Origin of the sequence: Acinetobacter sp. A3, from assembly GCF_012371415.1 — a bacterium.
In the GTDB taxonomy this organism is placed as follows: domain Bacteria; phylum Pseudomonadota; class Gammaproteobacteria; order Pseudomonadales; family Moraxellaceae; genus Acinetobacter.
In genome coordinates, this window is the sequence record NZ_JAAZQW010000001.1 from 68679 (window position 1) to 82543 (window position 13865).

11 protein-coding genes, 1 tRNA gene and 1 pseudogene are annotated in these 13865 nt (G+C 39.6%); 7 read left to right on the top strand and 6 right to left on the bottom strand.

Annotation, left to right across the window (positions count from 1 at the left end):
• The first annotated feature begins 52 nt into the window (after positions 1-52).
• The 3 genes from HHA42_RS00320 to HHA42_RS00330 all read left to right on the top strand — a co-directional run bounded on the left by HHA42_RS00320 (position 53) and on the right by HHA42_RS00330 (position 4792).
• Positions 53-1675, top strand: coding sequence for an iron ABC transporter permease (locus HHA42_RS00320; RefSeq protein WP_168525009.1), 1623 nt, complete (start codon positions 53-55; stop codon positions 1673-1675).
• A gap of 355 nt (positions 1676-2030) precedes the next feature.
• Positions 2031-3377, top strand: a complete 1347-nt coding sequence (locus HHA42_RS00325; protein WP_168525012.1) for an outer membrane protein transport protein — start codon at positions 2031-2033, stop codon at positions 3375-3377.
• Between the two features lie 110 nt (positions 3378-3487).
• A complete protein-coding gene (locus HHA42_RS00330; RefSeq protein ID WP_168525014.1) occupies positions 3488-4792 on the top strand; it encodes an IS4 family transposase in 1305 nt (434 codons plus the stop codon).
• A 306-nt stretch (positions 4793-5098) separates the two neighbouring features.
• Here the strand turns inward: HHA42_RS00330 and HHA42_RS00335 are convergent.
• Positions 5099-5467 (bottom strand): annotated as a pseudogene (locus tag HHA42_RS00335) (OmpA family protein); the annotation flags it as partial.
• A 391-nt stretch (positions 5468-5858) separates the two neighbouring features.
• Here HHA42_RS00335 and HHA42_RS00340 point away from each other — a divergent pair.
• A complete protein-coding gene (locus HHA42_RS00340) occupies positions 5859-6752 on the top strand; it encodes a M15 family metallopeptidase (RefSeq protein ID WP_168525016.1) in 894 nt (297 codons plus the stop codon).
• Between the two features lie 154 nt (positions 6753-6906).
• Here the strand turns inward: HHA42_RS00340 and HHA42_RS00345 are convergent.
• Positions 6907-6996 (bottom strand) — tRNA-Ser (locus HHA42_RS00345).
• Between the two features lie 86 nt (positions 6997-7082).
• Entirely contained in the window at positions 7083-7580 is a 498-nt protein-coding gene (gene greB, locus HHA42_RS00350; protein WP_168525018.1) for a transcription elongation factor GreB, read from the bottom strand.
• A 364-nt stretch (positions 7581-7944) separates the two neighbouring features.
• On the opposite strand from greB, the gene HHA42_RS00355 reads away from it, so the two are divergent.
• Positions 7945-9060, top strand: coding sequence for a transglycosylase SLT domain-containing protein (locus HHA42_RS00355; protein WP_168418827.1), 1116 nt, complete (start codon positions 7945-7947; stop codon positions 9058-9060).
• A gap of 134 nt (positions 9061-9194) precedes the next feature.
• Here the strand turns inward: HHA42_RS00355 and HHA42_RS00360 are convergent, their stop codons facing one another.
• Complete coding sequence (locus HHA42_RS00360) at positions 9195-9578, bottom strand: SCP2 sterol-binding domain-containing protein (protein ID WP_004972111.1); 384 nt, start codon at positions 9576-9578, stop codon at positions 9195-9197.
• A 235-nt stretch (positions 9579-9813) separates the two neighbouring features.
• Positions 9814-10734, bottom strand: coding sequence for a tRNA 2-thiocytidine(32) synthetase TtcA (gene ttcA, locus HHA42_RS00365; protein ID WP_104853169.1), 921 nt, complete (start codon positions 10732-10734; stop codon positions 9814-9816).
• Positions 10735-11288: 554 nt separating this feature from the next.
• Between ttcA and HHA42_RS00370 the strand changes: the two genes are divergently transcribed.
• Both HHA42_RS00370 and htpX read left to right on the top strand, forming a co-directional pair.
• On the top strand, positions 11289-12113 hold the full coding sequence (locus HHA42_RS00370; RefSeq protein WP_252726285.1) for a lytic transglycosylase domain-containing protein: 825 nt from the start codon (positions 11289-11291) through the stop codon (positions 12111-12113).
• 122 nt (positions 12114-12235) lie between these two features.
• Positions 12236-13141, top strand: a complete 906-nt coding sequence (gene htpX / locus HHA42_RS00375; protein WP_168418829.1) for a protease HtpX — start codon at positions 12236-12238, stop codon at positions 13139-13141.
• Positions 13142-13237: 96 nt separating this feature from the next.
• Here the strand turns inward: htpX and HHA42_RS00380 are convergent, their stop codons facing one another.
• Entirely contained in the window at positions 13238-13846 is a 609-nt protein-coding gene (locus HHA42_RS00380) for a DUF4112 domain-containing protein (protein ID WP_168525020.1), read from the bottom strand.
• Positions 13847-13865 lie beyond the last annotated feature (19 nt).

Below are 13865 nucleotides of genomic sequence, written 5' to 3' on the forward strand. Positions count from 1 at the left end.
ATTGTAAGATGCGCAACTGTTCCCTCCCCCCTTATTTAGTGCCTCTATTGCAATGCTTAAAAATAAATTTAATTTTTTATTTTCGCTCAGTGGGTTATTGACACTACTCGCCTGTTTACCTGTGGTCGCTTTAATTTGGACAGCATTACAAGGTGATAGTGAAATTTGGGGGCATCTGCTGCGTTATGTAATTCCACACACGTTGGCAGAAACTGGGATTTTATTGTTGGGTGTGGGAATTCTCACCATCCTGATTGGTACAGGCAGCGCATGGATTGTAACAGCATATCAATTCCGAGGTCGTGCATTTTTAGATTGGGCCTTACTGCTGCCTTTAGCTGTACCAACTTATATTATTGCGTATAGTTATATCGACATTTTGCATCCTATTGGTCCTATGCAAAGCATTCTGCGTGATTGGTTTAATTTAGAATTACAACAGTTTTGGTTTCCCAATATTCGTAGCGTTTGGGGCGGCATCTTCTTACTTAGCTTTGTGCTGTATCCGTATGTGTATTTAAGCACCCGTGCAATGTTTCTGATGCAATCGGCCAGTCTAATTGAGGTCTCACGTACATTAGGATTAAAACCTGATCAAGTGTTTTTACGTGTTGCGATTCCATTAGCACGTCCTGCGATTGCTGTGGGTACTAGTCTAGTTTTAATGGAAACCATTAATGATATTGGTGCAACAGAATTTTTAGGCATTAAAACCTTAACTTTGTCGATTTATTCAACCTGGACCAATCAATCTGACTTGGCTGGCGCAGCGCAAATTGCCATTTTCATGTTGATGATCATTACCTTATTGGTTTTGGTGGAACGTTTAGGTCGACGTAAACAGCGCTATATGAACTCTGCACAACGCAGCCGTTTAATGCCTGCACAATCGGTCAAAGGTACTAAAGCACTTGTATTATTGGGTTTAGGTTTAATTCCTGTCTGTATTGGCTTTTTAATTCCAACCAGTCATTTATTGGTCGAATCCTATAAACGTATTCAATATGCAGGGTTCTCAGATTATCTGATCCAAGCATCCATCAACACACTGACGCTTGCCAGTATTGCCACCATCGTCACCATTTTGATTGGCTTCTTTATTGTTAGTGCTGCACGTTTTAGCAAACACAACTGGTTTAGCCGCATTTCTAGCTTAGGTTATGCCATTCCAGGAACCGTTTTAGCGATTGGTCTCATGCTGGCTTTGGGTAAAATTGATCATACCATTGCCGACTTTTTAGAATTTAAATTAGGGATACACACAGGTTTATTATTCCTCGGCACCAGTTTTACCCTTATTTATGCTTATGCTGTGCGTTTTTTAGCTATTTCAGTAGGTGGCATTGAGTCAGGCTATAACCGTATTCATGGTGTTTTTGATGATGCTGCACGTAATTTAGGACAAAACAGCTTTGCGATTTTATGGCGTGTGCACTTGCCATTATTGCGTCCTGCCATTATTTCTGCAGCTTTATTAATTTTTGTAGACTGCATGAAAGAGCTGCCAGCAACTTTATTGCTCCGTCCACTAAATATGGAAACACTCGCTACCCAATTGTATGCAGAAGCTTCTAGAGGAACCTATGAAGATGGTGCTGTGGCTGCCTTGTTGATTGTATTGGTCGGTCTTATTCCTGTTATTTTATTGGCAAAGCTTGGAAAAACCACACGTTAATAAGTCCCATTGTTGCGAAATACACCAAGCGACAATGGGTTTTACTACAAAAATAGTATTTTTTTTAATCAATCAAAAACACCCTACCAAATGCAAATTTATTAATTTTATTTCTTATTTATCAAGTACTAATAGAATAAAAACACCTCTTTATTAGAACAAATACTCTATTTGGTTTAATTTTTAAACTGAATAGTTTTTTCTAGAGCATTTACTCTTATTTTAATTGTGATATTTTTGTCACATGGAGTAATAAATGGTCTCGGTGAGTACAAGCCGAAATCATCCTAGATGAAAGCTTAAAGCATCAACAAAAACTGTCATAAAAGACTTTATAGCCCAAGGGAAATGTATAATGAAATTAAAAGCACTAAGCACAGCAATGATTTTAGCAACTGTACCAATGACAGGTGCTTTTGCTGCAGCTCTAGATCGTTCTGGTCAATCTATTGCTGCGTTCTTACAACCGGGTAACTACTTTGAAGCAGGTATTTCTGTATTAGACCCAGATGTATCTGGACAGGAAGCTGGCACAAGCACAACAAATCGTCAAATTGGTGATATGGCGGGCGATTACTATTTCCCAAGTGCCGCATTAAAATTCCAACTTACTGATAACTTCTCTTTTGGTCTGCTTTACGACCAACCCTTTGGTGCTGATGCCGAATATTCAGCTAATAGTGTTTTTGTTGCTGCACCAACAGATCGAGTACTAAGTACACTACCAATTACAACAACAGCTATTGGCGGTGCTACTACAGGCAGTACTTCAGTTGAAGTCGATACACAAAACATTTCTATGATTTTTGGCTTCCAACCAACTGAGAATTTTAATATTTATGGTGGTGGTGTATATCAAACCATTAAAGGTAATGTAAAACTACGCGGCTCAGCTTACAGCGTTTTTAATGGATACGATGCAAACATTAAAGAAGACTCTGCTGCAGGTTGGTTAGCTGGTGCAGCATTTCAAATTCCTGAAATTGCATTAAAAGCTTCAGTCACTTACCGCTCTGAAATTGATCATGAATTCGTTGCCAATGAAAAATTAAGTCTAGCCACTCCTTTAGCAACTGCATTACCAGGTCTTGCTAATCAACTACCAAGTTTAGGTTTACCACCACAACAAATTGCAGGAATTAGCCAAGCAGTAACAAATTTTTCAGCAGCTAACGAAGCTAAAGGTACAACTAAAATTACAACACCACAATCGGTGAACTTAGACTTCCAAACAGGCATCATGGCGAATACTGTAGCATTTGCAAATGTACGCTGGGTGAACTGGAAAGATTTCTCGATCACACCGTATAAGTTTGGTAAAGCTGCAGAAGCTGTTGGTCCTTTAGTTAAGCGTCCAAATGGTTTTTCTCTTGTAGAATATTCAGATGACCAATGGTCTGCAAACGTAGGTGTAGGTCGTAAATTAAATGATCAATGGGCTGGTAACGTTTCTGTAGGTTGGGACTCTGGTGCAGGTAACCCTGTCTCAACTCTTGGTCCTACTGAAGGTTATTGGAACGTGGGTCTAGGGGTTCAATACTCACCTGCACCAAACTACTTTATTGCAGGTGGTGTAAAATACTTCATGTTGGGTGATGCTAAAGCCCAAACAGGTGCTCAAGCAGGCGGTTCTGATTATGTTGCAGAGTTTGAAGACAACGATGCATGGGCATACGGCTTAAAAATTGGTTACCGCTTCTAATTAATTATTTCCAAATCTAAAAAAACCCATCCTTCGGGATAATGCCAGTCAGTTAAGCAAAAAAAGTTAAAATACTGTAAAAAGAGCGTATGTAAATACGCTCTTTTTTTATGAATTTATCTCAGAATTTAGATTTAACATTAAAACAAACCCTACCTTCACTTTCACAATTCAGTGAATTGATTGATTTAAACTGGATTGAAGATTGCTTAAACCAAACAGGTAAAGCATCAATTCGAAAAAGAAAACTGCCTGCTGAACATGTTGTTTGGCTGGTAATCGGACTTGCTCTATTTCGAAATCAACCGATTTGGTATGTGGTTCAACAATTGCAACTTGTTTTCGGTACGGCAGAATACTGTGTACCGAGTGCATCCGTACAAGCAAGACAGCGCTTAGGCTTAGAGCCCATGAGTGCTTTATTTTCGACATTAAGTCAGGCATGGTTTAAAGACTCACAACAACAATATAGCAACTTTCACGGTCTATGCGTTTGTGCTGTAGATGGTGTGGTTTGGTCTATGCCTCATACAGAAGAAAACTTTAAGCACTTTGGTTCATCCAAAGGCAAAACAGCAGCTGCCCCTTACCCACAAGTCAGAGCGACTTGCCTGGTGAATACCAATACACATGAAATGATTGATGCCCAAATTGGCAGTATGGATCAAGGTGAATTAACCTTAGCCAGTCAATTAAAAGCACCAGTTCGCAGTATTACCCTATTTGATCGTGCTTACTTCTCTGCTGATTTTTTAGTGAGTTGGCAATCTCAGGCAGAAGAGAGTCATTGGTTGATGCGAGCAAAGGACAACCTGCGTTATGAAGTGATTCATCATAATGCGGCCCATGACTTTCAGATCAAAATGCCTGTTTCAGCAAGAGCAAAAAAGATAAATCCGTCATTGGGTGACTATTGGGAAGCACGTTTAATTGAAGTTGAATATGCAGGAAAAATAAGACGTTACATTACATCATTAACAGATTCTAAAGTTTATCCATTCAAAGACCTTGCAATGCTTTATATCCAGCGTTGGGAAATAGAAATGTGTTATCGGGAAATTAAAAGTGATTTACAGGATGCAAGAATTTTAAGAAGCAAACAACCTGATTTGGTCTATCAAGAATTGTGGGGGGTATTTATTGCTTATAATATCTTAAGAAGACAGATGAGGTTTATCGCTGAACATGCAAAGGTGAGTCCTTTAAGGATCAGTTTCCATATTGCATCTATGAGTATTATCAATATCTTAAGGCACACACCTTTAGAATCAGCAGGAAATCTACCCAAACATTTAGCACAATTATTTGAACAATCTAAAATATTTGTATTACCTGAAAAAAGGCAAAGGCAATGTCCGCGAGTAGTGAAAATTAAAGCACAAAAATATCCAAGAAAATGCCAGTCAATTTCTTAACTGACTGGCATTAATCCTTCGGGATGGTTTTTTTGTTTTAGAATTTATCCCATCACGAATTAAGTTTTTTACTTCTTAGATTAGCTTTTAAATAGTCGAATACAAAAAATAAATACTTTTCTCATGCTCACATAGAATAAGAAGTCAAACCATCAATGACCTAAGCCTCCAACTACAGCACATTGGTGAGGTCATAAATTTTAGCAAGCAACATGCGACGCTAATCTTATACCCTCAGCTTGGGCAAGCCACAACCATATAGGGACTTGCCATCATTACATCACCTACATTTTAATATCTAAACTTTTAAAGTACTTCAAATTCAATACGGCGGTTTTTCTTACGACCTTCTGCTGTTGCATTGTCTGCAACTGGCTGACTTGAACCCTTGCCTTCCGTACTTAAACGATCCGCTGCGATGTTTTTAGCCACCAAGTAGTCTTGCACAGCAACTGCACGCGCTTGGCTTAATACCGTATTTTTTTGAGCATCCCCTGAACTATCTGTATGTCCAATAATTTTGACTTTCTTGGCACCTACCGAGTTTAAAGCCACGGCCATTTCATCCAGAATTTTTTTACCTGCCTCTGTCAAAATTGAACTACCTGATTCAAATTCAACAATTCTATTTTTGAGTGCATCATCAATAATTTTTTGTTCAGCCTGAAGCGATAGAGTCCGAGGAAGATAATAATTTTATACAGCCAGCAAGCCATGATTTAAATAAATTTTTCCAACATGCTCCTGTAGCAGCGCCATCTCCAACTGGGCAGCAGAGTTCACCATTTGCAAATGAACCAAAAGCCAAGTCTGTATCTACCGCAGCACCTGAAAATTTATCAAAACGTCATAATAAAACAGTACCCAAAGCAGTAGATGCACTTGAAAAAATTGTCACGCCTAAAACTATGCCTGAAAACATAACAGAATCTGACCCTGAAACACCTGCCGCAAGCTTAAAAATCACAGTAACGCAAAAACCTATCGCTGCAAATGAAGCTCAATAAGCCATGGTCTTTCTGATTTTTTCTGCTTTGTGTCAGTAGCGTTTGGATTAACGCTACTCATGTCTTATGAGATACGTGATCAGTGCCAACAACTGTTGCAATCCTTGCTCCCAAGCGGAAAAAAGAGAATTGTCCATGCCATGCGATTTGCAGAGAATATGCATCAGGCTGCCTCACCTGAAAAATTGCAAACGCATTGGCACTTACAACAATGGTGGATTTTAATTGCAGGTTTCTTTTTATTTGCCAGTATTCTTGTGTTTGCATTTACACGCCCCATCAACTCTACACGTATTGAAGCCAAATATTTAAAAGAAACTGACCCACAGGTTTATGCTTTATTGAATGGTGAAATACTCAGTCCACCGCCAGATATAGATGTGCACCTGATTCAAGATGCAATTGTAAAAGCGACTCGACTTGAACAAGCTTATTTAACGCAACATTCAAGCGATACAAGTATTTATACAACACGAATTGAGGATGCACTGCCGCATTCTCATGCGAGTTTAGATACGTCTTTGGTGAATCGTAAATGGGATAAAATCAATCCACGCTATAAGCAACGTTTACTTATGGTATTCAAAATTATGAAAGAAAAACATGGCTATGAATTGGTGTTACTCGAAGGCTATCGTAGCCCAAGTCGCCAAAATATGTTGGCAGGCAATCGTAATACAACGCGCGCTCAAGGTTATCAAAGTTATCATCAATTTGCTTTAGCCGCCGATGTTGCTTTCAAACGCAACGGTAAAGTGGTCATTTCAGAACGGGATCCGTGGGCAATGCGTGGCTATGAGCTTTATGGTGAAGTTGCTGAGTCTGTAGGTTTGACTTGGGGTGGTCGTTGGAAATCAATTAAGGATTATGGTCATACAGAATACCGTATGCCTGGTTTAAAAAAGACTAAACAAATGGCAGAACAATTGATTGCTGAGGCTCATTTACATTGAATACTCAGCAGCTTATTGGACTCAACATATCCACCATAAAAAAAAGCAGTAAGAAATGATCTTACTGCTTTTTTAAATATGACTTAGAAGTGATAGCTTGTATCTCATTCTTCATATTTATAACTTCTGATTTTATCAATCAAAAGATAAAATTTGGCGGAAGCGGTGAGATTCGAACTCACGGAGGACTCACACCCTCGTCGGTTTTCAAGACCGGTGCATTAAACCGCTCTGCCACGCTTCCAATGGCGGCTATCATATAAAGAAAAATTCAGCTTGGCAAATATTTTCTAAAAATTATGCTCCAAATGTACAAAATAAAATCAAAAATCAGCCTTCTTGTGTGATTTCAGGCTTTTCATAACGTATCGAATTAATAAACCAGCTCTTTTTACCTAAAGGTGTGTGTACGTCTACTTCATCATCTATCTGTTTAGACAGCAAAGCCCGCGCCATAGGAGATTCAATTGAAATATGCTGCGGGTGATGATCATAAATTTCATCTACTCCCACAATTCTTAGCGTCTTTTGCTCGCCTTGTTCATTTTCAATTTCGACCCACGCACCAAAATACACTTTCCCCTCTTGTTCAGGAGAAAAATCGACTATACGTAACTCTTCTAAACGCTTACCTAAGTACCGCACCCGACGGTCTATTTCACGCAACCTTTTCTTATTATAGTGGTAATCCGCATTTTCCGACCGATCGCCAAGGCTTGCTGCCCAGTTCACTTTTTTCGTGATTTCAGGTCGTTCTTCATGCCATAAATGTTGTAGTTCAGCGACCAGTTTATCGTGTCCAGAACGTGTAATTAAGTTAGATTTCACGGTGTTTTTGCCGCCATTTTTTTACATTTGGTTAACATCAATTGTCTATTTTATTGCATTTTTCTACACAACTAAAGTTTATAAATTTTATTCCTTAATAAAATTAATATCTTATGTTACATTTTTCAAAAAATTGGTGTACAAAATTTGACATCCAAAAATTTCGTCTTTATTATTCGCACATCTTTTTATATTGTTCAATTTTTAACCCGTGTAGAAATTCTACACATGTTTCCCTTTAATCCCAAGTCATTTTGAATGACGTCATGACTGCCCAACCCTTATTGAATTTATCAAACTTGAAAAAGTTCAAGGCATGTTGCCTTTGCTTTTTAGGGCATAAATTACTTGTAGCGGAGCCAACATGCACAGTAGTTCAACGTCTGGGTCTAGGCTTAGCCTTCACTCATTTTTTAATCGTCTTCCTTTAAAAGTCCTTGCTTTAAGTACTGCATTTCTCCCATTTCACAGTATTAACGCAGGCAAAACGGCCCATCAGTTTGACAACGTCGTCAATCAAAATAAATTGACCGTCGTTTCAGTAGCCAATTCAACGACTGTCTTTAAAGATGGACAGCATTTACATGGCTTTGGTTATGACCTAGTGCGTAACTATGCCGAAAGCATGAATGTGAAACTCGAATTTAAAACTGTGAGCGACAATGCCACAGCTTTAAAATGGGTTTCTTCTGGTAAAGCCAACTTTGCGATGACCACATCGAGTATCCAAAGTATCGAAAATCAGCAACTCACTGCATTTTCTGCCAGTTGTGGCGATTTAAATACCCTAAAGCGTAATGGCTTGAATAGCGAGCTGAACTGGGTGTTTAAACATGCAGATGATCCACTGAGCCAAACTGCAAGTAACTTTGTTTGCCGTGGCAAACAAAACGGTTCTATTAGCCAATTGGCTTCATTTTATAACCGTAATGTTGTTAAGCAAGAATCGTGGGATCTGATCCAACGTGATTTGCGTAATCGTCTACCTTTATATAAGGCAAACTTTAAAAAGACAGCAACTCAGTATGATTTGGACTGGCATCTTTTGGCAGCCATTGGCTATCAGGAATCTTACCTAAAACCTAATTCTGTGTCGCCAACAGGTGTGCGTGGCATTATGATGCTGACCAACAATACAGCCAAAGCAATGGGTGTCAGTAACCGTACCGATCCTGCTCAAAGTATTCAGGGTGGTGCCAAGTATTATGACCAAATGCTGAACCGCTATGATCATATTCCGTTCCCTGATCGTAACTGGTACGCACTGGTGGCTTATAACATGGGCCCAGGCGCAGTCAGTCAGATTCAGAAGCGAATTCGTGCGCAAGGTAAAAACCCAAATAACTGGGTGAACTTATATGCTTATTTAGACCGTAACAAAGCCAGCAATGGTCGTTATCGTCAAGCGGTGCAATACGTGACCCGTATTCGTGCTTATTTAGAGCATATTAAGACCACACCACAATTGGTTAACATCTAAGTCACTTAAATCGCAAATTTGATTTTGTAGCTTCTTATTTATAGCCCAAATAAAAAAGCCTAGTTGATACGTCAGCTAGGCTTTTTTAATGCTGTAGCGGCAATAAATACCCACTACAGCAGAAATGACTTTAATTAAGCAGATTGCTCAAGAATCTTCTTAAACAAATCTTTTTGTTCTTGGCTTGGTTTTGCAGTTTGCAATGCCATTAATTGTGACATATCACCCTGTACTTTGATTTTACCTGTCATGAAAGCCTGCATTGCAGCAGCCATATCAAATTCTAAGAAGACTTTGCGTAAGGTTTCCGCATCCATATTTAATGTTGTTTTCGCGTTGTCCGCCAAACCTTTTTGGATTTTACCGCCATCTAAAGACAACTCGGTGTTGCCTGCAGCATCAGTCACCACTAAGTTAATTGCTAGATTTGCCAATGCAGGAGGTAAATTTAAATCACCAGCTTGAGCCGTTAAGTTTTCTACAGTCGCAAACCAATCATCAGTTAAAAAAGCAGGCATGATTCTTCCTCAATATATTTGTGCATGTGTGTTGTCTATCCAGACACCATCATTATTAAGCTATTTTGCTTGCTGATTGTTATAGCATGATAACCTGAATAAAGGCTAAGAAATTTTGTACGGGACGTTCAGTTTTTGTATATTTAATACTTTATCAAATAAATCAATAGCATAAAAAACACCAAGCCGAAGCTTGGGGTTCATGTTGAATCTAGGATTGACGCACTATTTAAACTTAGTCTGCAGCGTAGCCTAAATTGACCATATTGATGCGCTTGTTCTGCTCAGCAGCATTTTGTTCAGCCTGATCTGCAAAATCAAATACACGCTGGCTATCTAAAGCTTCAAAGTCAAATAATTCTCGGTCTGCCAATTGTGATGGCGATACATTCTGCAAAGCACCAAAAATACTGTGTAAACGCTTAGGATGGGCTTTATCCCACTCACGCAGCATGTCGTTAATAATCGCACGCTGTAAGTTTTCCTGTGAACCACACAAGTTACACGGAATAATTGGGAATTTGCGCATTTCTGCATATTTGATGATGTCTTTTTCTTCCACATAAGCCAGTGGACGAATCAACATATTTTTCTTGTCTGAAGAAAGTAGCTTCGGCGGCATCGCCTTTAAACTGCCCCCATGGAACAAGTTCAAGAAAAAAGTCGCCAAAATATCATCACGGTGATGTCCAAGCGCCACTTTGGTTGCACCAATTTCCTGTGCAAAGCCATAGAGCGAACCACGGCGCAAACGTGAACATACCGCACAATAGGTTTTTCCTTCAGGGGTTAAACGCTTGGTGATGCTATAGGTGTCTTTTTCCAAAATATAATACGGAATGTTATTTTCTTCTAAATAACGCGGTAATACATCTTCAGGGAAACCAGGTTGCTTTTGGTCTAGGTTGACTGCCACCACATCAAAATTGATTGGCGCAATACGTTTAAACTGCAACATAATGTCCAGCAAGGTATAACTGTCTTTCCCGCCAGAAATACACACCATGACTTTATCGCCATCTTCAATCATATTGAAGTCACGAATCGCATGCCCGACTTGGCGACGCAGCTTTTTCAACAAACGATAATACGCAGAGCTGGTTGGGAGTTCTGGCTTGAAATTAAATCCTTGATCGGACTCAACGGGTGAGAACATAGACGAGATTAACCCATGAAAAAAATTACCGCGCAATTTTAGCCGATTCAGACCAACATCGCATCAAAAGAATGCAAATTCATCGGAATCAAAATTTTTGTCATCGGGCTGTATTGAACCGCATGTTATTTTGAACCCTCGCGTTCAGTTTTTCGGCAAGATGCTTATCTTTTGGACTTTTCCACAGTTTTCCACAAATCCTGTGGATAACTTTGTGGATTTAAAACAACTTGACAAGGCCTCTTGCCGATATTCTAAGGCTTCTCTTTAAATTGATCATTTTGTGATCATTTTTATTTTAAATAAAAATCAATGATTTAAGTGTGTCAAGCTAAGCCAATTAAAAAAAAATAAATATTTTTTTTGATTACTCTGTCAGCAATTTCGCTTGATTTTTTTCGCTACTCCTGTAAATGAATTTGTACAAAGTCTTTTCATCTGTGAGATTTTTGTTAAACTCGTAACAACTGTTTGGGGACAGCTTTTAGTGTAATCACACCATGAAAAATAAAATGAAGGTTTTTTTACTGTGTTTTTTTGGATCTGTTAGTAGCATGCCATTGCTTACGGCTGCACATGCAGGTCAGATTTATATGTATAAAGACAATAATGGCAGCACCCTACTGACCAATCGTAAAAGTAACGACCGTTCCCTAAAAAAAGTTAAAGTCACCTATTACGCAGACAGCAATATTCACAGCTATCGCAACTGGGGTTCATCTGAAGCTTCAGTATTGCCAAGTTATAGCCGCAATAAAAATGCCTTTGACCATATTATTCAGCAAGCCGCACAACAACATGGCATCTCTGAAGGTTTAATTAAAGCGGTCATGCATACCGAATCGGGCTTTAATGTAAACGCACGTTCCCCTGTTGGTGCGCAAGGTTTAATGCAGCTTATGCCTGCGACAGCACGTCGTTTTAATGTCAGCAATGCTTATGATCCGCATCAAAACATTATGGCGGGTGCAAAATATTTAGCATGGTTATTAAAACGCTTTAATGGCAATACCACCTTGGCCTTGGCAGGTTATAACGCAGGTGAAGGCAACGTCGCAAAATACGGCGGTGTACCACCTTTTCGTGAAACACAGGACTACGTCCGTCGTGTTACCAGCCGCTATAGCAACCTATATGCCAATGGGGTGAGCGCTGGTAGCCCTCAAAATAATAATGCTTCAAGCAGCAGTACTGCCCAAAATGCACAAATTATTGCGCAGTCAGATAATTATAGCGCTAGCAACCATCAAGTCAGCGTGAACAAACGCCCACAACGACAAATTATTATGGCTGCAGATGGTAGCTTTACCGATGCACCAACGGGCTCTTATGCCACGGGCAATGCCACCGCTTCAGCACGTATTTTCATTTCAGAATAAAGTCGATATTTTTGGTACAGTTTTATTATTTTTTCTTGAATTTTTAAGACATACACCGCATATTTAACGACATGATTTATTAACAAATCAGATTACATTTTCAATATAAGAGGATTTACTCAATGATGCGGATTGGTTTGTTCTTGCTAACCAACCTCGCGGTACTGGTTGTAGCTGGCATAATTTTGTCACTCTTCGGTGTCGGTAGTTACCATGGCGCGGGTGGCTTAAACCTAGGCAACCTGTTGGTCATCTGTTTTGTCTTTGGTATGGTTGGCTCTTTAATTTCTCTATTCATGTCTAAATGGATGGCGAAAAAAACAACTGGGACTGAATTAATTGACCCGAATGCCCCTCGTAACCAAGCTGAAGCGTGGTTATTAAATGAAGTTGCACAATTGTCGCAACGTGCTGGTATTAAAATGCCAGAAGTGGGTATTTTCCCTTCTTATCAATCTAATGCTTTTGCAACGGGTTGGAACAAAAATGATGCTTTAGTGGCTGTATCTACTGGCTTGCTTGAGCGCATGAATAAAGATGAATTACGCGCGGTACTGGCACACGAAATTGGCCACGTTGCCAATGGTGACATGGTTACACTGGCACTGATTCAAGGTGTTGTGAACGCATTTGTTATGTTCTTTGCTCGTGTTGCAGGTGACTTTATTGACCGTAATGTCTTTGGTCGTGAAGATGGCGAAGCCCCAGGCTTGGCTTACTTTGCAATTACCATTGTATTAGATATTGTCTTTGGTATTTTGGCGTCTTCAATTGTGATGTGGTTCTCGCGTCAACGTGAGTACCGTGCAGATGAAGCAGGTGCACGTTTGGCAGGTAAACAAGCTATGATTTCTGCGTTATTACGTTTACAAGCAGAGTCTGAAATGCCAGATGCTATGCCAAAAGAAATGAAAGCTTTTGCAATTTCTGCAGGTAAAGAACAAGGGTTTAGTTTGGCTGCATTGTTCCAAACTCACCCGAGCATTGAACAACGTGTTGCGGCATTACAACAATTAAACTTGCCTTAAGACTGTTCAACACATTGTGCTTTCACAACAAAAAAGCTTCCTTCGGGAAGCTTTTTTTATAACTGCATACAAGCCAAAAGCCAAACTTTACTTATTTTATACTGCAAAAGTTTGTGACCACTGCCACAACCAGTTTGCGCCCAACCACATAGCCCAAACGAGCAAGATTAAAAACAGTACTCCCAATAAATCGGGTAAATGAATCCAAAGCCATGCCACAACAGGATTACGCCAAAATGCCGACTGTTGCTGTTTACGTTCTAATTGCTCATGTAAAAAAGGATGCGTGACATGGTGTTCACTCTGAATTTGATATTCTTCACGTATATGGCTATGCACCACATCTAAAGCTTTACGACTCGGACGAATAAATACATCAAAGACTGTTCCGACAATTGGCACAAAACCGACCACTGCATCTACCACAGCCAGTTTAATGACTGGCGTAAGTTTACTTTGCGGCACACCAATTTGTTTGGCTTTATAAATGGCATAGCAGGTCAAGGCAAAACCAGCGACATCTCCTGCCACGGGAAGTGTCCCCAGAGCAGCATCTGCCCCGACACCCTGCTTGGTAAATGGAATACGTACCACTGAATCCATCATATTGGCAAATTTGGCTAAATCTCGCTCTAAACGAATCACCTCATCTTGACTGAGTTTTTTAGCACGAGGATTGGCATTTGAAAGTGGAGATTGAGGCATAGCAATATTTATGTCTTTT